Here is a 19,183-nt window from a genome sequence, read left to right on the forward strand (position 1 = left end):
AAGGGCGCAGGCAGTGACCGTCGACGACACCGGTTCGGGCGCGGGTGGCTCGGCCTCACCGGGCGGCGAACGGCGCGCCCCCGAGGGGGCGGGCGACCCCGCCGGCACCCCTCCCGCACCCAACGACGCCGACCCCGACCCCGCACCGGGGCCGGGCGCGGCGGCCCCCGGCGGCCCCGGCCGTCCCGGCCGTCCCGAGGACCGCTCCGAAGGCCCCGGAGACTCCGACGACGGTCCCGAGGACCCCGGTGGCCCGGAGGGTCCCGACGGCCCGGAGGGCTCCGACGGCTCCGGGCGCGAGCACCTCGTCGAGTGGACGCAGGACCGCGCGGTCGACCGGGGCGAGCCCGAGCGCGCCGACCACGCCCCCTCCGTCCCCGGCGCCCCCCGCGACGAGCCGCCCGAGGACGACCCCCTCGCGCTGCGCCTCGAAACGCTCATCCTCGGCGCCGAGCGCCGCTACACCCCCTTCCAGGCCGCCCGCACGGCCGGTGTCTCGATGGAGCTGGCCTCGCGCTTCTGGCGGGCCATGGGCTTCGCCGACATAAACCAGGCCAAGGCGCTCACCGAGGCCGACGTCCTCGCGCTGCGCCGCCTCGCCGGGCTCGTCGAGGCCGGGCTGCTCAGCGAGGCGATGGCGGTGCAGGTCGCCCGCTCCACCGGGCAGACCACGGCACGGCTCGCCGAGTGGCAGATCGACTCCTTCCTCGAAGGGCTCACCGAGCCCCCCGAGCCCGGCATGACCCGCACCGAGGTCACGTATCCCCTCATGGAGCTGCTCCTGCCCGAGCTGGAGGAGTTCCTCGTCTACGTGTGGCGGCGCCAGCTCGCGGCGGCGACCGGGCGGGTCGTGCAGGTCAGCGACGACGAGGAGATGGTCGACCGCAGGCTTGCCATCGGCTTCGCCGACCTCGTGGGCTTCACGCGCCTCACGCGGCGCATGGAGGAGGAAGAGGTCGGTGAACTCGTCGAAGCCTTCGAGACGACCTCGGCCGATCTCGTCGCCGCGCGCGGCGGGCGCCTCGTGAAGACCCTCGGCGACGAGGTGCTCTTCGCGGCCGACGACGCCGGGGTGGCCGCCGAGATCGCGCTGCGCCTCATCGAAACCCTCTCGGGCGACGAGACGATGCCCGAACTCCGCGTCGGCATCGCCTTCGGCACCGTCGCGACCCGCATGGGCGACGTCTTCGGCACCACGGTGAACCTCGCGTCCCGGCTCACCTCGATAGCGCCCCGGGACGCCGTTCTCGTCGACTCCGCCTTCGCCGAGGAACTCGTCCGCACCGGAGAGGCCCCCGTCTCCGAGACGGCCGCCGCCGAGGAGACGGACCGCGCGGCGAAGGAGGGCGACCCGCCCCCCGCCTACCGCTTCGCCCTCCAGCCCATGTGGCAGCGCCCGGTCCGCGGCCTCGGCGTGGTCGAACCATGGCTGCTGACCCGCCGGACCCCGAAGGCGGACGAGGACTGACGCGGCGGAGGCGGCTCCTCGGTCGCGGACCCGGCTCTTCGCCCCGCCCGCGCGGAGCCGTAGGGCTCGTTCGGGACACCCCCGGGCCGAGAAGGGTGCGGGCCGGATGCCACCGGTACCCCCGTGGACGAGACCTCGGACCTCCCCGCCTTCTTCGCGACCCGCTCGGCGCGGCGGTACGGCTGCTCCGGGCCCGTCCTGCCGAAGCTCCCCGTGAATAACGGTCGTTAACATCGGCGGGGACCGCAGTCGGGAGAACCACCGAGACCGGAGGCCGCCGTGCCCGTACCCGCAGAGAACCCCGAAGTTTCCGCCGAGCGCCGCTACGGCACCGACATCCTCGTCCGGCGGCACGGGCACGTCGCCGAGCTGGTGCTCGACCGGCCCCGCGCGCTCAACGCCGTCGCGACCGCCACCGCCGAGGCGCTCCGCGCGGCGTGCGCGGATCTCGCCGCGGATCGCGAGGTGCGGGCGGTCGTGCTCACCTCGTCCGCCGAGCGGGCCTTCTGCGTCGGCGCCGACCTCAAGGAGCGCAACTCCTTCAGCGACGCGGAGCTGATGCGCCAGCGCCCCGTGACCCGCGCCGCGTACACCGCCGTGCTCGACCTGCCGGTGCCCGCCGTCGCCGCCGTGCACGGCTTCGCGCTCGGCGGCGGCTACGAGATCGCGCTCGCCTGCGACGTGATCGTGGCCGACCCGAGCGCCGTCGTGGGCCTGCCCGAGGTCTCCGTGGGCGTCATCCCGGGCGGCGGCGGCACGCAACTGCTCCCGCGCCGGGTCGGCGCGGCCCGCGCCGCCGAACTCGTCTTCACCGCGCGCCGCGTCCCGGCCGCCGAGGCGAAGGACCTGGGCCTCGTCGACATCCTGGTGGGCGAGGGCGAGGACCGTACGGAGGCGCTCGCGCTCGGCGCCCGTATCGCGGCGCACTCCCCGCTCGGTCTCCGCGCCGCGAAGCGCGCCCTGCGCCTCGGGCAGGGGCTGGACCTCCGCGCGGGCCTGGAGGTCGAGGACGCCGCCTGGCGCTCGGTCGCCACGTCCGGGGACCGCGCGGAGGGGGTCGCGGCCTTCAACGAGAAGCGGAAGCCGCAGTGGCCGGGGGAGTGAGGGGACCCGCCCGCCGGCTCAAGGCTCCCCAGGTCGTTCACTCTCCGTAGTCGCTCGTCCGGCAAACCCCCCGCCACCTGCCTAAAGTGGCCGAATGAGCGACGGAGCGGAGGACGCCCGGTTGCGGGCAGTCGTGGAGCTGGCGCAGGCCATGGCCGTGGCGCGCTCCGCTCGGGAGACGTGGCGGGCGGCGGCGCGGGGGGCGCGGCGGGCGCTCGGCGGGAGCTTCGCCGCGCTGTCGGTGTGGGAGCGGGGGCCGGGGCGGCTGCGGGTGCTCGTCAACGAGGGGGAGCGGGCGCCGGGCGAGGAGGAGTTCCCCGAGGACGAGACGTATCCCGTGCACCGGTTTCCCGAGATCACCGAGTTCCTGCACGAGCGCTGGGCGCGCGGCGGCGCCCCGCACGCCTGGGCCGAGACCGCCGAGGGCCCGGCCGGGGGCGAGGCCGGGTACTGCCACCAGCGGGTCGCCGCGCTGCGCCGCCGGGGGCGCGGCGCCTGCGTCGTCGCGCCGCTCGTGCTCGACGGGCGCGCCTGGGGCGAGCTGTACGTGGCGCGCCGCGCGGGGGCGCCGGTGTTCGGGCAGGCGGAGGCGGGGCTCGCGACCGTCCTCGCCGCGGTCGTCGCCGCCGGTCTCGCGCAGCTCCACCGCCTGGAGGAGGCCCGCAGGCTCGCCTTCACCGACCCGCTCACCGGGCTCGCCAACCGCCGCCTCGTCGACCAGCGCCTCGACGAGGCCCTGGAGCGGCACCGGGACGAAGGGCTCGTCCTGAGCCTCGTCGTGTGCGACCTCAACGGCCTCAAGCGGGTCAACGACACCCAGGGGCACGCGGTCGGCGACCACCTCCTCGAACGCTTCGGGTGCGTCCTCTCGCGCGGCGCCGCCCGCCTCGGCACGGGCACGCTCGCCGCGCGCCTCGGCGGCGACGAGTTCTGCCTCCTCGCCCTCGGCCCCGGGGCGGACGAGGTCGTCGCCGTCGCGGAGGAGATCTGCGCGGCGGCGTACGCGCTCGACGTCGGCGAGGGCGTCGCGTGCGGTGTCGCCTCGACGGGCGACCCCATCGGCCCGGTCGCCTCGGCCCGCCGCCTCTTCCGGCTCGCGGACGCGGCGCAGTACGAGGCGAAGGGCCTCGCGGCGCGCCGCCCCGTCGTCGCGGGGCGCGAGGGGAGCGACGACCCGGTGGTCCGCCTCGCCGACGCCGTCCGCGCGGACCCGGACGACGCCCGTCAGGAGATACCCGGGTACGGCACCACCCCCGCGCCCCCCACCGAGCGCCGCCGCATCCGCGGCAGGCGCCGCCCCGGCCCTTGCGCCGAGCACCCCGGTGACCCCGGCTCCCCCCGCGACTGACCCGTCCGCCGATGACCCGCATCCCCACTCTGTCTTCTCGTCGATTCATTTCGTAGGGTCATGAATATGGATATGCACACTGTGGTGCTCGGGTCGAGCGGTGTCACCGCGGCCGAGACCCTCGCCGTGGCCCGCGCCGACGCGCGGGTCGAGCTGGGCGCCGAGGCGCGCGAGGCGCTCGCGAAGGCGCGCGCGACGATCGACGCGCTCGCCGAGAAGCCCGAGCCGGTCTACGGCGTCTCGACCGGTTTCGGGGCGCTCGCGAGCCGGCACATCGCCCCCGACCTGCGCGCCAGGCTCCAGCGCAACATCGTCCGCTCGCACGCGGCCGGGATGGGCCCGCGCGTCGAGCGCGAGGTGGTGCGGGCGCTGATGTTCCTGCGCCTGAAGACGGTGTGCTCGGGGCACACGGGCGTCCGCCCCGAGGTGGCGCAGTCGATGGCCGACCTGCTCAACGTCGGGATCACCCCCGTCGTCCACGAGTACGGCTCGCTCGGCTGCTCGGGCGACCTCGCCCCGCTCAGCCACTGCGCCCTGACCCTCATGGGGGAGGGCGACGCGGAGGGCCCGGACGGTGTCGTACGGCCCGCGGGCGAGCTGCTCGACGCGCACGGCCTCAAGCCGGTCGAGCTGCGCGAGAAGGAGGGGCTCGCGCTCCTCAACGGCACCGACGGCATGCTCGGCATGCTCCTCATGGCCCTCGACGACCTCGCGCGCCTCCACACCTCCGCCGACATCACCGCCGCGCTCTCGCTGGAGGCGCTGCTCGGCACGCGGAAGGTCCTCGCGCCGGAGCTCCAGGCCGTCCGCCCGCACCCGGGCCAGGCGGCGAGCGCCGCGAACATGCTCAAGGTCCTCGCGAACTCCCGGCTCACCGGGCACCACCAGGACGAGGCCCCGCGCGTCCAGGACGCCTACTCGGTGCGCTGCGCCCCGCAGGTCGCGGGCGCGGGCCGGGACACGCTCGCGCACGCCCGTACGGTCGCCGAGCGCGAACTCGCCGCCGCCGTCGACAACCCGGTCGTCCTGGAGGACGGCCGCGTCGAGTCCAACGGCAACTTCCACGGCGCCCCGGTCGCGTACGTGCTCGACTTCCTCGCGATCACCGCCGCCGACCTCGCCTCGATCGCCGAGCGCCGCACCGACCGGCTCCTCGACAAGAACCGCTCGCACGGGCTGCCGCCCTTCCTCGCCGACGACGCGGGCGTGGACTCCGGGCTCATGATCGCCCAGTACACGCAGGCGGCGCTGGTCAGCGAGCTGAAGCGGCTCGCCGTCCCGGCCTCGGTGGACTCGATCCCGTCCTCGGCGATGCAGGAGGACCACGTCTCCATGGGCTGGTCGGCGGCGCGCAAGCTCCGTACGGCCGTGGCGAACCTGACGCGGGTCGTGGCCGTCGAGCTGTACGCGGCGACGCGCGCGCTGGAGATCCGTACGGCCGACGGGGGCCCGCGCGCCTCGGACGGTGGCCGCGCGGCGCTCGACGCGGTGCGCGCGGCGGGGGTGCTCGGCGCGGGTCCCGACCGCTTCCTCGCGCCCGACCTCGCGGCGGCGGAGACCTTCGTCCGCGACGGCTCCCTCGTGCGCGCGGTCGAGGCGGCCGTGGGACCGCTGGCCTGAGCCCGGGGCGGCTCCCCGGCGGGTACGACCGGCCGGGGGGCCGCCCCGTTCTCGTACGGGCGGGGTACCTGTCCGCTTACGGGGAGGGGCCGCCCCGCCTCTGTACTAGAGCGCCGCCGCGTCCTCGAAGGGCTCGTGGCGCCCGCGCCTGACCGCGACCGTGACGCACGCCGCGCCGATGCCGAGCGAGGCGAGGCCGCCGACGAGGTACGGGGTCGTGTCGACGCCACCGGTGTCGGCGAGACGGTGCTCGTCCGCCGTGGCGGTGGTCGCGGCGGCGACCTGGGTGTGCGCGGGTGCCGCTGCCGCGTCCTGGGCCGAGGGCACGAAGGACAGCGCGCAGAGCACGGCCGCCGAGGCCGTGGCGGTCAGGAGGGACCTGCGGGCGACGGAGGACATGAGGGGCATCTCCCTTGACGCGCGGGGACGGTGGGGGACGACGGGGGACGGGGGCGGCCGGTGCTTGCCGGGGCGGCCCTGGGCGCGATGCTAGTGAGGGACGGCGGGCCGCGAAAGCCGTTCGCCCGAGGCGGTGGGGGCGCGCGGTGCGCGAGGTCGTACGCATCGGGTCCCCGACGTGGGGAAAACGTCCCTGAAGGACGGCAACCGCTTGGCCCCGATCCTCGTCTCAAGGGGAAACAGTGGTCCCCGAGGCCACCGGGACGTGGCATTGCCCACATTCCCGGGGGAGCGCCATCGGACCGGTCGAACGGTTGTTGTACACAGGGATGAGGCGTGGTTGCCTTCGGCAGCCGTGCGCCCTGTGCACGTTCCGGGGGCCCTGCGGGATTCGGCGACGATGGAGAAGCGAGTGATGACGGTCAGCAAGCGGCGCAAGGCTCTTGCCGCCGCCTCCGCCGTACTGGGCGGAGTGCTGGTGCTCTCCGCCTGCGGCGGTGGCGACGACGACGGCGGCGACAAGGCGGACGGCAAGAGCGGCGGCGGTTCCTCGTCGCAGGTCGACAAGTCCGCCGCCGAGAAGGCATCGGCCGCGCGAATAAAGATCGCCCCCGCGAACGGCTCCAACGCCGCCAGCATCAACAACGCGGGCCAGGTCTCGGTCAGCAAGGGCTCGCTCACCGCGGTCTCGCTGACCGCGTCGGACGGCACCAAGGTCGCGGGCGCCTTCTCGGCCGACAAGACGAGCTGGAAGCCCTCGGCCCAGCTGGAGCGCGCGACGACGTACAAGGTCAACGCGACGGCCCAGGACAGCGACGGGCGCGTGGCGCACGAGAACGGCAGCTTCACGACCGTCTCGCCGCAGAACAGCTTCATCGGGAACTTCACGCCCGAGGACGGTTCGACGGTCGGCGTCGGCATGCCCGTGTCGATCAACTTCGACAAGGCCATCACCGAGAAGGACAAGAAGGCCGTCCAGGCGGGCATCAAGGTCTCCAGCAGCTCCAACCAGGAGGTCGTCGGCCACTGGTTCGGCAACCAGCGCCTCGACTTCCGGCCCGAGCAGTACTGGCAGGCCGGCTCGACCGTGACCCTGAAGCTCGACCTCGACGGGGTCGAGGGCGCGGACGGTGTCTTCGGCGTCCAGCAGAAGACCGTCACCTTCAAGATCGGCCGCAACCAGGTCTCCACCGTCGACGCCCAGTCGAAGACGATGAAGGTCGAGCGCGACGGGAAGGTCATCAAGACCATCCCGATCTCGGCGGGCTCGCCCGACAACAAGACCTACGAGGGCCAGATGGTCATCTCGGAGAAGTACAAGCAGACCCGGATGGACGGCTCCACCGTCGGCTTCACCGATGACGACGGCAAGGGCGAGTACGACATCAAGGACGTGCCGCACGCCATGCGGCTCTCCAGCTCCGGCACCTTCATCCACGGCAACTACTGGGGCGCGCCCTCGATCTTCGGGAGCGTCAACACCAGCCACGGCTGCGTGGGCCTCCAGGACGCCAAGGGCGCCAACAACCCGAACACCAACGGCGCCTGGTTCTACAACAATTCGATGATCGGTGACGTCGTCGTGGTCAAGAACACCGGCGACAAGACGATCCCGCCGGACAACGGCCTCAACGGCTGGAACCTGGGCTGGGACCAGTGGAAGCAGGGCTCCGCCGTCTGAGCCCACCCCGCACCGTCGCCGCGGTCATCCGCACGAGGGCCCGCCCCCGCAGTGGGGGCGGGCCCTCGTCGCGTCCCGCGCTTCTTCTCACGATCCTTTTATCCGACCCTTAACCGGCCGTCAGAACCGCCTCCTACGGTCGCCCCATGTTCTTCACCTGTCTGAGGCGCGAGCTGCGCCGCCGCAGAAAAGCGGCCCTCGTCGTCGCCTCCGGGCTCGCTCTGGGCATCGCCCTCGTCATCGTCGTCAACTCGGTCGCGGCCGGGATGAACAAGGCCCAGGACAAGGTCCTCCAGTCGCTGTACGGGCTCGGCACCGACCTCACCGTCACCAAGGCCGCAGCGGCGCGGAAGGAGGGCAGCACCGAGGGCCGTCCGCGCTTCGACTTCGACGCGAAGGACAGCGACGACGACAGCGAGCAGAGCAGCGACCGCGTCATGGTCCAGGGCTTCCAGACCCTCGCCTCCTCGACCGTCGGCAAGGTCGGGGACCAGAGCGGGGTGGCCCAGGCGGTCGGCGGCCTCAGCCTCCAGGTGATGAAGGTCAACGGCCAGTTCAAGCGCGGCGAGTTCAAGCAGGACCAGAGCAGCGGCTCGGGCGGCCGGGGCGGCTTCGGCGGGAGCGGCGGGGGCGACCAGCCCCCGAGCGGCGAGGTCAGGGGCGGCGGCGCGCAGTTCGACGTCGACTCGTACTCCGTGTACGGCACCGACGTCGCGCACCCGTCGCTCGGCCCCCTCACCTCCTCGAAGATCACCAAGGGCCGCACCTTCACGACGAGCGAGACGAACGCGAGGCTCGCCGTCGTCGACAGCGCCTACGCCAAGGAGAAGAAGCTCTCCACGGGCGACGAACTCACCGTCCACGGGACGAAGTTCGAGATCATCGGTATCGCGACCGCGGACAGCGGCGACGCGGCGGCGAACGTCTACGTGCCCCTTGAGCGGGCGCAGACGCTCGCCGACGCGAAGAACAAGGTCACGACGGTCTACGTGAAGGCCGCCGACTCGAAGAAGATCGACGCGGTCAAGTCGGCCGTGCTCAAGCAGGTCCCCGGCACCACCGTGACGACCTCGGCCGACCTCGCCGACACCGTCTCCGGCTCGCTCTCGACCGCGTCCTCGCTCGCGACGGGCGTCGGCCGCTGGCTCTCCGCCGTCGTCCTCGCCGCCGCCTTCCTCGTCGCCGGGCTGCTCACGGTCTCCGCGGTGGGCCGCCGGGTGCGGGAGTTCGGCACCCTCAAGGCCCTCGGCTGGTCCAGCGCCCGCGTCAACCGGCAGGTCGTCGGCGAGGCGGTCGTCAACGGGCTCATCGGCGGTGTCCTCGGCATCGCCGTCGGCCTCCTCGGCGCGTGGATCGTGAGCCTCGCGGGGCCGACGCTCACGGCCGAGCTCGGCTCCTCGGCGGCGCGCGGCGCGGGCGGCGCGGGCGGTCCCGGCGGCGGCTTCGGCGGCCCCGCGCGGCAGGCGGCGCAGAAGGCCCTCACGGTCTCGCTCGAAGCGCCGGTCTCGGCGACGACGGTGGTCCTCGCCGTGGTGCTGGCCCTCGGCGGCGGCCTCGTCGCCGGAGCCTTCGGCGGCTGGCGGGCGACCCGCCTGCGCCCGGCGGACGCGCTGCGCCGCGTCGAGTAGCCCCCTGCGCGGGCGGGGCGGCCTCCCCGACGCACGCCGCCCCGCCCGTCCCCGCCCCTCTCCTCCCCAGGCCGCGTGCCGCGTGCCGGAAAGCAGCAACCATGTACCAGCTCCGCGAGGTCACCAAGCAGTACCGGAGAGGCAAGGACACCGTGCGGGCCCTCGCCGGTGTCGACCTCGATCTCGACGACGGCGAACGCCTCGTCGTGCAGGGCCCCACCGGCGGCGGCAAGTCCACGCTGCTCCAGCTCCTCGGCGGCCTCGACCGGCCGAGCGCGGGCAGCGTCTCGCTCGACGGCACGGACTTCGCGCGCCTCGGCGAGGCGAAGCTCACCCGGCTGCGCCGCGACAGCATCGGCTTCGTCTTCCAGAGCTTCAACCTCATCCCGACGCTCACCGCGCAGGAGAACGTCGAGACCGCGCTCGTCCCGCTCGGTACGAAGACCGCCGAGCGCCGCGAACGGGCCGCCGCGGCGCTCGCCTCCGTGGGTCTCGGCGAACGCGGCAAGCACCTGCCGTCCGAGCTGTCCGGCGGCCAGCAGCAGCGCGTGGCGATCGCCCGCGCGCTCGTCAAGGCCCCCAAGGTGCTCCTCGCCGACGAGCCCACGGGCAACCTCGACGAGACGACGCGCGACGAGATCATGGACCTGCTCGAAGGGCTCTGGGCGGACCAGGAGTTCACGTTCGTCATGGTCACGCACGACAGCGCCCTCGCCCGCCGCGCACCCCGGCTCATCACCCTGCGCAAGGGCAGGATCGCCGACGAGAAGACGGCGAAGCCGGTCTGAGCCACCGGAGCCGACCGCACCGGGCCCCCGGACACGCGCACGTGGTGTCCGGGGGCCCGGTGCGGTCCGCCCGGGACCGGCCCTCCGCACGGCCTACCCCCGTACGACCGCCGCCGCGTCCTTCCCCCAGCTCCCCAGGAGCCGCAGCGCCTCCGCCGAGGGCGAGCCCGGCTCCGCGTGGTAGACGAAGAGGCTCTGCCCCGGGTCGTCGGGCAGCCGCAGCGTCTCGTACGAGAGCGTCAGCTCGCCGACCAGCGGGTGGCGGAACACCTTCGTGCCGTGGCCCAGGTCCCGCACCTCGTGCGCCGCCCACAGCCGCCGGAAGTCCTCGCTGTGCAGCGACAGCTCGCCGATGAGGCCCGTCAGCTCGGTGTCCTCGGAGCAGTACCCCGCGTAGACGCGCAGCGCCCGCACCGTCTCGGCGGCCTTCGCCTCCCAGTCCACGAAGCGGTCGCGGAGCGCCGGTTCGAGGAAGACGAGGCGCGCGAAGTTGCGGCGGTGCGGCGGGAGGGTGCCGAAGTCGTGCAGGAGCGCCGCGGCGAGCCGGTTCCAGCCGAGGATGTCGGTGCGGCCGTCGAGGACGTACGCGGGCACGTCGAGCGAGTCGAGGAGCGTGCCGAGCGCGGGGCGCAGCGTGGTGGGGCAGCCGCGCTTCTTCTTGAGGCCCGGACGGGCGCGCGCGAGGTGGAGCAGGTGCTCGTGCTCGGCGTCGCTCAGCCGCAGCGCGCGGGCGACCGCGTCGAGGACCTCGGCCGAGACATTGCCCGCGTTGCCCTGTTCGAGCCGTGTGTAGTACGCCACGGAGACGCCCGCGAGCTGCGCCAGCTCCTCGCGCCGCAGCCCCGGCACCCTGCGCTGCCTGCCCAGCTCGGGCAGCCCCACGTCGCGCGGCTTGAGCCCGGCCCGGCGCAGCCGCAGGAACTCGCTCAGCTCCGCCTTGGGGTCGAGGGCCCCGGGCACCGCGCGGCCGTCCGGAGGGGGAGTAGTGCTCATCCCTCCAGTATCCGCCGGACGCCGCGGAGCATTCCCGTGAGCCTGTCCTTGCTGGTGGTACGCACGGCAGGCGTACGTCCAAGGGGGATCTGGGCCATCGCCCCGGGCACCCGCACACTGGACGACGGCCCGCACCCGCCACACGGGAGCCCCCCACGCGGGCCGCGACGAACTACCACGGAGAGTGTTTCCCCCGTATGACCAGCCTGACCGCCATCCCCGCCTACGCCGCACCCGCGCCCAAGGCGCCCCTGGAGCGCACCACCATCGCGCGCCGGACGGTCGGCGCGCACGACATCCTCATCGAGATCAAGTTCGCGGGCATCTGCCACTCCGACATCCACCAGGCCCGCGAGGGCTGGGGCAAGGGCATCTTCCCGATGGTCCCCGGCCACGAGATCGCCGGCGTCGTCACCGAGACGGGCTCCGCCGTCACGCGGTACGCGGTCGGCGACCGCGTCGGCGTCGGCTGCTTCGTCGACTCCTGCCGCGAGTGCGAGTACTGCGAGCAGGGCCTGGAGCAGTACTGCGTGCAGGGCACCGTCGCCACGTACAACGGCCGCGAGAAGAACGGCGAGCCGACCTACGGCGGCTACTCCACCCACCTCGTCGTCGACGAGAAGTACGCCCTGCGCATCCCCGAGGGCATCGCGCTCGACGAGGCCGCGCCGCTGCTGTGCGCGGGCATCACCACGTACTCGCCGCTGCGGCACTGGAACGCGGGCCCCGGCAAGCGCGTCGCCGTCGTCGGCCTCGGCGGCCTCGGGCACATGGCCGTCAAGCTCGCCGCCGCGATGGGCGCCGAGGTGACCGTCCTGAGCCAGTCGCTGCGCAAGAAGGACGACGGGCTGCGGCTCGGCGCCACGCACTACCACGCGACGAGCGACGAGGCGACGTTCAAGGAGCTGCGCGGCAGCTTCGACCTGATCATCTGCACGGTCGGCGCCCCGCTGCCGCTCGACTCCTACCTGAGCCTGCTCCGCGTGGACGGCGCCTTCGTCAACGTCGGCGCCCCCGAGGAGCCGAACTCGCTCAACATGTTCTCGCTCATCGCGGGCCGCAAGACCCTCGCGGGCTCCTCGATCGGCGGCATACCCGAGACGCAGGAGATGCTCGACTTCTGCGCCGAGCACCACCTCGGCGCCGACATCGAGGTCATCCGCGCGGACCAGATCAACGAGGCGTACGAGCGCGTCCTCGCGAGCGACGTCCGCTACCGCTTCGTGATCGACACGGCGACGATCTGACGTGGTGAGGGGAGGGGCGGGACGGGCCGGAGGCCGCGTACCCGCCCCTCACGCCGTTCCGCCCGCCCCCGGGGCCTCACCGCGTCAGCGTCGCCGGGTTCCCGCCGTTCGCCTCGTAGCCCGCCACCGCGAGGGCCCGGTAGACCGCGTACGCGGCGGCCGGGTCCTCGTTCAGCGTCCAGGGGAGGGCGCCCACGTAGCCGTCGACGCGGACGACCTGCTCCATCGCCTCGCCCCACCGCTTCCCCTGGACGAGGAAGTGCAGCAGGAGGTGGTGGACGAGCGGGGCCGCCGGGTCGTCGCGGCGGGCCGAGCGGACCGCGTGGAGCGCGCCGTGCAGCGCCCGCTTGACCACCGCCGTGTCGTGGAAGTCCTGGACGAGGACGACGTCCTCCAGGTGGTCGAAGAGCGAGAACAGCGGCAGCGCAGCGAGCAGCGAACCCCGTGGGGCGCGCGCGGCGGCGGCCTGCGCGAAGGAGTCGGCGAAGTCGGCCGAGCCGTGCCACTTCGCGCTCCAGTACGACAGCGCCGCGAGGTGTGCGCCCAGGTGCGCGGGCGCGACGTCGAGGATCTTCAGCCACAGCCGCTCGAACTCCTCGTGGCTCTCGCCGAGCCCGCGCGCCACCGCGAGGCGTGTGATGTGCGGCACCGGGTCGCCGGGCGCGAGGAGCGCCGCCTGCTCGCAGGCCGCGCGCGCCTCCTCCAGGATGATCCGGAACTCGTCCGTGCCCACCGTCGACGTCCGCCACGCCTGCTGCACGAGGAACTCCGCGTGCACCGCGGCCGCCCCCGCGTCCTTCGGCGCCTCCGCGCGCCAGGTCCGCAGCCAGCGTCCGCCCTCGCCCGGGTGGCGCGCCAGCTCCAGCGAGGCCGCCCCCGCGAACGCCTGTACGCGCTGCCAGCGCAGCTCGCCGTGCTTGTCCGTCCCCGCGAGCAGCCGGGCCCCCGCCTGCCAGTCCTGGCCGCCCTGCACGACCCGCAGCGTGCGCAGCAGCTCGTCGTCGGGTCCCGGCAGGCGTACGTCCAGCTCCTCCTGGCGCACGAAGCCGTACGCGGCCGGGTCGGCGGCGTCCGGGTCGCCGGGCTGCGCCAGGCGTATCCCGGTGGCACCGCGCCTGCGCAGCACGGAGGCCACGACGGCGCCGATCAAGAGGACCCCGAACAGGGACCAGAGAATCTCCATACCCCCAGCGAACCAGACCGCGAGACGAATTGGCCAACCTCACCTCAAGAACGTGCCAAGGCGGCGTCAAGTGCCCGGAGCGGCCCGCCTTCTCGAAAACGCTGCCGGGCCCCTGCCCGGCGCCCGCGCCGTCGCGGGGGCACTACGCTCGGTGCGCATGACCGACAGGTACAACAACTTCGAGACCGTGGCGATCCATGCGGGGAACACCGCCGATCCCCTCACCGGGGCCGTGGTCCCGCCGATCTACCAGGTGTCGACCTACAAGCAGGACGGCGTCGGCGGGCTGCGCGGCGGCTACGAGTACAGCCGCAGCGCCAACCCGACCCGCACCGCCCTGGAGGAGAACCTCGCGGCCCTGGAGGGCGGCCGGCGCGGGCTCGCCTTCGCCTCGGGCCTCGCCGCCGAGGACTGCCTCCTGCGCACGCTCCTCGCCCCCGGCGACCACGTCGTCATCCCCGACGACGCCTACGGCGGCACCTTCCGCCTCTTCGCGAAGGTCGTGGGCCGCTGGGGCGTCGACTTCTCGGTGGCCGACACCTCGGACCCGGCCGCCGTGCGCGCCGCGCTCACCGACCGGACGAAGGCCGTGTGGGTCGAGACCCCGTCGAACCCGCTCCTCGGCATCACCGACATCGCGGCGGTCGCCTCCGTCGCGCAGGAGGCCGGGGCGAAGCTCGTCGTCGACAACACCTTCGCGAGCCCCTACCTCCAGCAGCCCCTCGCGCTCGGCGCCGACGTCGTCGTGCACTCCATGACGAAGTACATGGGCGGCCACTCCGACGTCGTCGGCGGCGCCCTCGTCGTCTCGGACGAGACCCTCGCCGAGGAGCTCGCCTACCACCAGAACGCGATGGGCGCGGTCGCCGGGCCCTTCGACGCCTGGCTCGTGCTGCGCGGCATCAAGACCCTCGCGGTGCGCATGGACCGCCACAGCGAGAACGCCGCCCGCGTCGCCGAGATGCTCACGCGCCACCCCAAGGTGACCCGCGTCCTCTACCCGGGCCTTGCCGAGCACCCCGGGCACGAGATCGCCGCGAAGCAGATGCGGTCCTTCGGCGGCATGGTGTCCTTCCAGGTCACGGGCGGCGAGGAGGCGGCGGTCGCGGTGTGCGACCGCGCGAAGCTCTTCACGCTCGGCGAGTCTTTGGGCGGCGTCGAATCGCTCCTGGAGCACCCCGGGCGCATGACCCACGCCTCGGCCGCGGGCTCCCCGCTGGAGGTCCCGGCCGACCTCGTGCGCCTCTCCGTGGGCATCGAGAACGCCGACGACCTCCTCGACGACCTGCGCCAGGCCCTGGGCTAGCCACCCCCCGGTGGCCACTCCCTCACCAGCGCGGGTACGAGGGAGTGGTCACCTCCTCGGGCACGGTCCATGGCCGCGTCCTGGCCGCCCACACGGCGAAGGCGAGGACCGCGCAGCACAGCAGGACCCACCCCGCCCGCCGCAGCCGCGCCCGGCGGCGCCGCCTGCCGCGCCCCTTGCGCACCGCCTCGGCCGCCAGGCCCGCCGGAGCGAGGGGCACGGCCAGCCCCGCGAGCACGTCCCGTACCTCCGCCTCCTCGCGGTCCGCGAGACTCACGGCGCCGCCCCGGGGCCCGGCGGGTGCAGTACGAGGTGCACCCCCCGCGCGCACAGCAGCCGCACCCGGTCCACGGAGAGCCCCAGCAGCGCGGCCACCTGCTCCTCGGGGACGGCCTCGTACAGCCGCAGCACGAGGACGAGCCGCACCCGCGCGGGGAGCGCGGCGAGCGGACCGCGACCGGGGCGGCGGCGGTACCAGGAGGAGCGCAGGAAGAGCGCGAGGAGTTCGGCGCGCGTGTGGTCGTAGGGGTCGCCGCTCTCCAGCCGGTCCCAGTCCGCGTAGGTACGGGCGAGGGCGCGCCGCAGGAGCGCGAGGGCGAGCGGGGCGGCGGGCTCGGGGGCGGTGGACCCGGCGCCGGGGGGCTCGGTGCCGGGGGACTCCGTGCCGGTGGGCGGCGTGGCGGGCTCCGTACTGGTGGCGCCCTGAACCGTCCCGGCGCCGCCCGTCGGCTCCGTCCCGGCGCCCGACCGCCCCGCCTCGCCGGTCAGGAGCGCCGCGGTGCGCAGCAGCCTGGGCGCGGCCCCGCCGACGTATGCCGCGAACTCGTGTGCGCCGTCCGGCTGCCGAGGCCGTGCCGTGCGCGCTCCCCCCGAGGCCACCCGTTCCCCCTTCGCCCGGTCCGGTCCATCACAGGCCAGACGCGGGACGGGGGTCAAGGGGCGGGTCCGTACGGGCGGGAAGCCGGGTGCGGGGTCCCCGCGCGGGATTCCGGGGCCGCCCGCGCCTCAGGCCCCCTCGGGTGCCGCCTCGTCCGCCGTCCGCGCCTCGCGCGGCGCGGCTCCGTGCTGCCCCGCCTGGCGGCGCAGGAGCGCGCCGTTGAAGCGGCCGAGGAGTTCGGTGAACGCCTCGCGGTCCTCGGCGGTCCAGTCCGCCGTCAGCTCCGCCATCAGCGCGCGCCGCGAGGCCCGTACCTCCGCGAGCCGTGCCTCGCCGCGCGGCGAGAGCCGCAGCACGACGGCGCGCCCGTCCTCGGGGTGGGAGGTGCGCTTGACGAGGCCGGTGTCGACGAGCGGGGCGACCTGGCGGGTCACCGTCGAGGAGTCGATGCCCATGCTCGCGGCGAGCGCCTTGACGCCCATGGGGCCTTCGGAGTCGAGCCGGTTGAGCAGGAGGTACGCGGCGCGGTCCATCGAGTTCCGCACCTGCCCCACCCCGCCGAGGCGGGTCTGTTCGGCACGCCGCGCGAAGACCGCGACGGAGTGCTGGAGGGTTTCGAGCAGACCGGATTCGCTCGCGGTCGTCATGTCCGGAGATGTGGGCATGGCCGGGGCTCACTTCGCGCTTGGTGGCTGGTTGGGGGACAGCGTACGCGGCTCCGCCGCCACATTGACCGGGGGTGCGTAAACCAAAGAGAGGTCATTTTTTGCTTACGGGACCTTGACCCGACGGCCTCGCCGGGCAAATCGGTGCATAGAGCACGTAACGCCGTCGGTCCCGCTCCGGGGCCGCTCGCGCACCGTTCCGGCCCCCGTTCGCCGCACCCGTCGTGCGCGCCCCCGGCTGCCCGGTGATGCTGGGCGAAAGACGGCACGGAGCGGACGGGGGAGCGGGTGAGCGGAGTCGTGCACGCCGAAGGGCTCGTGAAGACCTTCGGCTCGGTGAAGGCGCTCGACGGCGTCGATCTCGACGTGCCCGAGGGGACTGTACTCGGTCTCCTCGGCCCGAACGGAGCCGGGAAGACCACCGCGGTCCAGTGCCTGACGACGCTCCTGCGCCCCGACGCGGGCACGGCGACCGTCGCGGGCTTCGACGTCGTCGAGCGGCCGAACGACGTGCGCCGCGTGATCGGGCTCTCCGGGCAGTTCGCCGCCGTCGACGAGTACCTGACGGGGCGCGAGAACCTGGAGATGGTCGGCAGGCTCTACCAGCTCCGGGCGAAACCGGCGAAGGCGCGGGCAGCCGAACTCCTCGACCAGTTCCACCTGGCCGGGGCGGCCGACCGGACCGCCAGGACCTACAGCGGCGGGATGCGCCGCCGCCTCGACCTCGCCGCCGCGCTCGTCGTCAGGCCGCCCGTCATGTTCATGGACGAACCGACGACGGGGCTCGACCCGACCAACCGGCAGGAGCTGTGGGACGTCATCCAGGACCTCGTCGCGGGCGGCACGACGATGCTGCTCACGACGCAGTACCTGGAGGAGGCGGACCACCTCGCGCACGACATCTGCGTCATCGACCACGGCCGCGTGATCGCGCGCGGCACCTCGGACGAGCTGAAGGCGCAGATCGGCGGGGAGCGCGTGGAACTCGTGGTGCACGACCCGGCGCGCATGGAGGAGGCGGCCGAGGTCCTCTCGCGCGTCGCCGTCCCCGAGGCGGGCGAGGACGCGGTGACCCGCGAGGCGCACACGCGCGGGCTCACGGTGCCGGTACGGGGCGGGGCCCGGCTCCTCGTCGAGGTGATCCGCGAACTCGACACGCGGGGCATCGAGATCGACGACATCGGCCTGCGCCGCCCGACCCTCGACGACGTCTTCATCAGCCTGACGGGCCACGTGGCGGAGGGGGACGCGGTGGAGGAGGACGGGGACCACGGGGACGGGGACCCCGGCGACGGGGACGCGGAAGCGGACGAAGCCGGCACGGACGGCAAGGAGCGGACCCCATGAGCGCCCTCACCGGCTCCCCGCGCGCGGGCGGCGTCGGCCAGTCCGCCCGGGACTCGCTGATCGTCGCGCGCAGGAACCTGCGCCGCATGACCCGGATTCCCGAGACCATCCTCTTCGGGATCATTCAGCCGGTCATGTTCGTCGTGCTGTTCACGTACGTCTTCGGCGGCTCGATCGCCATCCCGGGCGCGGGCGTCAGCGCGAACGCCTACAAGCAGTTCCTGATGGCGGGCATCTTCGCGCAGACCGTCACCTTCGCGACCGCGAGCTCCAGCGCGGGGATCGCTGAGGACATGAGCAAGGGCATCGTCGACCGCTTCCGCTCGCTGCCCATGGCGCGCGGCGCGGTCCTCACGGGCCGTACCCTCGCCGACCTCGTGCAGACGGCCGTGACCCTGGTGGTGCTCGCCGCCGTGGCCCTGCTCGTCGGCTGGCGCACGCACGAGAACATCGGCAAGGTGCTCGCGGGCTTCGGCCTGCTGCTCCTCCTCGGCTACGCCTTCACGTGGATCGGCGCGCTCATCGGGCTGTCGGTGCGGACCCCGGAGGCGGCGACGTCGGGCGGGATCATCTGGCTCTTCCCGCTGACGTTCATCTCGAACGCCTTCGTCCCGGTCAACGGGATGCCGAAGGTCCTCCAGTACGTCGCCGAGTGGAACCCCTTCAGCGCGACGGTCGCCGCGGCCCGCGAGCTGTTCGGCAACACGATCGACGGCGTCCCGAAGTCCGTGACCGGCGCGTGGCCGATGGAACACCCGGTGTGGGCCTCGCTGATCTGGTCCGTCCTGATCACGGTGGCGTTCCGGGCGCTGGCGGTGCGGAAGTACCGGCGGGTGGCGTAGGCGGGGGAGTACGCACGGGGCGCCGGGCGTGCGTGGAAGCCCGTACGTGCGTGGGCCTGTCCCCGTTCGTGGCCCGTCCCCGACCGCGCACGCGCGAAGGCCCGCCCCGAGCCGTGCGGTGACGGCGGGGCGGGCCCCGGGCGCGGGTGGGTGCGTCAGCCCTTGTACGGCTTGGCGTCGAGGATCTTCACCGATGCCTTCTTGCCGTTGGGCAGCTCGTACTCGGCGGTGTCGCCGACCTTCTTGCCGTTGACGCCGGTACCGAGGGGCGACTGCGGGGAGTAGGTCTCGATGTCGGAGCTGGCGTACTCGCGCGAGGCCATGAGGAAGGTGAGGGTGTCGTCCTCGTCGCCGTCGAAGGCGATCGTGACGACCATGCCCGGCTCGACGATGCCGTCGTCGGCGGGGGCCTCCCCGACCTTGGCGTGCTGGAGCAGCTGCGTGAGCTGGCGGACGCGCAGCTCCTGCTTGCCCTGCTCCTCCTTGGCCGCGTGGTACCCGCCGTTCTCGCGCAGGTCGCCCTCCTCACGCGCTTCCTCGATCTTCTTCGCGATCTCGGTGCGCGCCGGACCAGACAGGTACTCCAGCTCCTCCTTGAGCCGGTTGTACGCCTCCTGGGTCAGCCAGGTGACGTTTTCGCTCGTCTGGGTCACAGGTGCTCCTCGTAGGTACTGGGAATACAAATCA

18 protein-coding genes are annotated in these 19,183 nt (G+C 73.7%); 11 read left to right on the plus strand and 7 right to left on the minus strand.

Features of this window, described 5'->3' with window-relative positions:
• Nucleotides 1-13 precede the first annotated feature (13 nt).
• From STTU_RS20600 to hutH, 4 genes are all read left to right on the plus strand, one after another.
• Nucleotides 14-1,468 (plus strand): adenylate/guanylate cyclase domain-containing protein, encoded by a 1,455-nt coding sequence (locus tag STTU_RS20600; protein WP_007826370.1) that lies wholly within the window; start codon nucleotides 14-16, stop codon nucleotides 1,466-1,468.
• Nucleotides 1,469-1,747: 279 nt separating this feature from the next.
• Nucleotides 1,748-2,572, plus strand: a complete 825-nt coding sequence (locus STTU_RS20605; RefSeq protein ID WP_007826371.1) for an enoyl-CoA hydratase/isomerase family protein — start codon at nucleotides 1,748-1,750, stop codon at nucleotides 2,570-2,572.
• 94 nt (nucleotides 2,573-2,666) lie between these two features.
• Nucleotides 2,667-3,920, plus strand: a complete 1,254-nt coding sequence (locus STTU_RS20610) for a GGDEF domain-containing protein (protein WP_007826372.1) — start codon at nucleotides 2,667-2,669, stop codon at nucleotides 3,918-3,920.
• A gap of 72 nt (nucleotides 3,921-3,992) precedes the next feature.
• Entirely contained in the window at nucleotides 3,993-5,540 is a 1,548-nt protein-coding gene (gene hutH, locus STTU_RS20615) for a histidine ammonia-lyase (protein ID WP_007826373.1), read from the plus strand.
• Nucleotides 5,541-5,645: 105 nt separating this feature from the next.
• On the opposite strand, the gene STTU_RS20620 is transcribed toward hutH, so the two are convergent.
• A complete protein-coding gene (locus STTU_RS20620; protein WP_010261731.1) occupies nucleotides 5,646-5,939 on the minus strand; it encodes a hypothetical protein in 294 nt (97 codons plus the stop codon).
• Nucleotides 5,940-6,354: 415 nt separating this feature from the next.
• On the opposite strand from STTU_RS20620, the gene STTU_RS20625 reads away from it, so the two are divergent.
• The 3 genes from STTU_RS20625 (at nucleotide 6,355) to STTU_RS20635 (ending at nucleotide 10,036) form a co-directional block, all read left to right on the plus strand.
• The gene (locus STTU_RS20625; RefSeq protein WP_043255837.1) at nucleotides 6,355-7,620 is read left to right on the plus strand and encodes a L,D-transpeptidase; all 1,266 of its coding nucleotides are present in this window, start codon (nucleotides 6,355-6,357) and stop codon (nucleotides 7,618-7,620) included.
• A gap of 146 nt (nucleotides 7,621-7,766) precedes the next feature.
• Nucleotides 7,767-9,248 (plus strand): ABC transporter permease, encoded by a 1,482-nt coding sequence (locus STTU_RS20630; protein ID WP_007826378.1) that lies wholly within the window; start codon nucleotides 7,767-7,769, stop codon nucleotides 9,246-9,248.
• Between the two features lie 101 nt (nucleotides 9,249-9,349).
• Nucleotides 9,350-10,036: an ABC transporter ATP-binding protein gene (locus STTU_RS20635; protein ID WP_007826380.1), complete on the plus strand. Its 687-nt coding sequence runs from the start codon at nucleotides 9,350-9,352 to the stop codon at nucleotides 10,034-10,036.
• Nucleotides 10,037-10,129: 93 nt separating this feature from the next.
• Here STTU_RS20635 and STTU_RS20640 read toward each other — a convergent pair whose 3' ends face one another.
• The gene (locus STTU_RS20640) at nucleotides 10,130-11,029 is read right to left on the minus strand and encodes a helix-turn-helix domain-containing protein (protein ID WP_007826382.1); all 900 of its coding nucleotides are present in this window, start codon (nucleotides 11,027-11,029) and stop codon (nucleotides 10,130-10,132) included.
• 197 nt (nucleotides 11,030-11,226) lie between these two features.
• On the opposite strand from STTU_RS20640, the gene STTU_RS20645 reads away from it, so the two are divergent.
• Nucleotides 11,227-12,276: an NAD(P)-dependent alcohol dehydrogenase gene (locus tag STTU_RS20645; protein ID WP_007826384.1), complete on the plus strand. Its 1,050-nt coding sequence runs from the start codon at nucleotides 11,227-11,229 to the stop codon at nucleotides 12,274-12,276.
• A 76-nt stretch (nucleotides 12,277-12,352) separates the two neighbouring features.
• Here STTU_RS20645 and STTU_RS20650 read toward each other — a convergent pair whose 3' ends face one another.
• Entirely contained in the window at nucleotides 12,353-13,459 is a 1,107-nt protein-coding gene (locus tag STTU_RS20650; protein WP_007826385.1) for a hypothetical protein, read from the minus strand.
• A gap of 157 nt (nucleotides 13,460-13,616) precedes the next feature.
• Here STTU_RS20650 and STTU_RS20655 point away from each other — a divergent pair, with 157 nt between their 5' ends.
• On the plus strand, nucleotides 13,617-14,765 hold the full coding sequence (locus STTU_RS20655; protein ID WP_043255839.1) for a cystathionine gamma-synthase: 1,149 nt from the start codon (nucleotides 13,617-13,619) through the stop codon (nucleotides 14,763-14,765).
• 22 nt (nucleotides 14,766-14,787) lie between these two features.
• Here STTU_RS20655 and STTU_RS20660 read toward each other — a convergent pair whose 3' ends face one another.
• The 3 genes from STTU_RS20660 to STTU_RS20670 all read right to left on the minus strand — a co-directional run bounded on the left by STTU_RS20660 (nucleotide 14,788) and on the right by STTU_RS20670 (nucleotide 16,307).
• Nucleotides 14,788-15,042, minus strand: coding sequence for a hypothetical protein (locus tag STTU_RS20660; protein WP_043255841.1), 255 nt, complete (start codon nucleotides 15,040-15,042; stop codon nucleotides 14,788-14,790).
• Nucleotides 15,039-15,644 (minus strand): sigma factor-like helix-turn-helix DNA-binding protein, encoded by a 606-nt coding sequence (locus STTU_RS20665; RefSeq protein ID WP_007826387.1) that lies wholly within the window; start codon nucleotides 15,642-15,644, stop codon nucleotides 15,039-15,041. Before STTU_RS20665 ends, STTU_RS20660 begins: the two co-directional genes overlap by 4 nt.
• Nucleotides 15,645-15,770: 126 nt before the next feature.
• Nucleotides 15,771-16,307, minus strand: a complete 537-nt coding sequence (locus STTU_RS20670; protein WP_029396403.1) for a MarR family winged helix-turn-helix transcriptional regulator — start codon at nucleotides 16,305-16,307, stop codon at nucleotides 15,771-15,773.
• Between the two features lie 288 nt (nucleotides 16,308-16,595).
• On the opposite strand from STTU_RS20670, the gene STTU_RS20675 reads away from it, so the two are divergent.
• Entirely contained in the window at nucleotides 16,596-17,654 is a 1,059-nt protein-coding gene (locus STTU_RS20675) for a daunorubicin resistance protein DrrA family ABC transporter ATP-binding protein (RefSeq protein ID WP_043255842.1), read from the plus strand.
• Complete coding sequence (locus tag STTU_RS20680; RefSeq protein ID WP_010261714.1) at nucleotides 17,651-18,496, plus strand: ABC transporter permease; 846 nt, start codon at nucleotides 17,651-17,653, stop codon at nucleotides 18,494-18,496. Before STTU_RS20675 ends, STTU_RS20680 begins: the two co-directional genes overlap by 4 nt.
• Nucleotides 18,497-18,651: 155 nt before the next feature.
• Here STTU_RS20680 and greA read toward each other — a convergent pair whose 3' ends face one another.
• The gene (gene greA, locus STTU_RS20685; protein ID WP_007826394.1) at nucleotides 18,652-19,149 is read right to left on the minus strand and encodes a transcription elongation factor GreA; all 498 of its coding nucleotides are present in this window, start codon (nucleotides 19,147-19,149) and stop codon (nucleotides 18,652-18,654) included.
• Nucleotides 19,150-19,183 lie beyond the last annotated feature (34 nt).

The organism is Streptomyces sp. Tu6071 (assembly GCF_000213055.1).
Lineage (GTDB): Bacteria > Actinomycetota > Actinomycetes > Streptomycetales > Streptomycetaceae > Streptomyces > Streptomyces evansiae.

Bases quoted from the DNA above. Each gene is read 5' to 3' on its own strand.
- STTU_RS20635 (WP_007826380.1), top strand. From the start codon at position 9,350: ATGTACCAGCTCCGCGAGGTCACCAAGCAGTACCGGAGAGGCAAGGAC.
- hutH (WP_007826373.1), top strand. From the start codon at position 3,993: ATGCACACTGTGGTGCTCGGGTCGAGCGGTGTCACCGCGGCCGAGACC.
- STTU_RS20620 (WP_010261731.1), bottom strand. From the start codon at position 5,939: ATGTCCTCCGTCGCCCGCAGGTCCCTCCTGACCGCCACGGCCTCGGCG.
- STTU_RS20610 (WP_007826372.1), top strand. From the start codon at position 2,667: ATGAGCGACGGAGCGGAGGACGCCCGGTTGCGGGCAGTCGTGGAGCTG.
- STTU_RS20670 (WP_029396403.1), bottom strand. From the start codon at position 16,307: ATGCCCACATCTCCGGACATGACGACCGCGAGCGAATCCGGTCTGCTC.
- STTU_RS20680 (WP_010261714.1), top strand. From the start codon at position 17,651: ATGAGCGCCCTCACCGGCTCCCCGCGCGCGGGCGGCGTCGGCCAGTCC.
- STTU_RS20630 (WP_007826378.1), top strand. From the start codon at position 7,767: ATGTTCTTCACCTGTCTGAGGCGCGAGCTGCGCCGCCGCAGAAAAGCG.
- STTU_RS20640 (WP_007826382.1), bottom strand. From the start codon at position 11,029: ATGAGCACTACTCCCCCTCCGGACGGCCGCGCGGTGCCCGGGGCCCTC.
- STTU_RS20655 (WP_043255839.1), top strand. From the start codon at position 13,617: ATGACCGACAGGTACAACAACTTCGAGACCGTGGCGATCCATGCGGGG.
- STTU_RS20645 (WP_007826384.1), top strand. From the start codon at position 11,227: ATGACCAGCCTGACCGCCATCCCCGCCTACGCCGCACCCGCGCCCAAG.
- STTU_RS20650 (WP_007826385.1), bottom strand. From the start codon at position 13,459: ATGGAGATTCTCTGGTCCCTGTTCGGGGTCCTCTTGATCGGCGCCGTC.
- STTU_RS20625 (WP_043255837.1), top strand. From the start codon at position 6,355: ATGACGGTCAGCAAGCGGCGCAAGGCTCTTGCCGCCGCCTCCGCCGTA.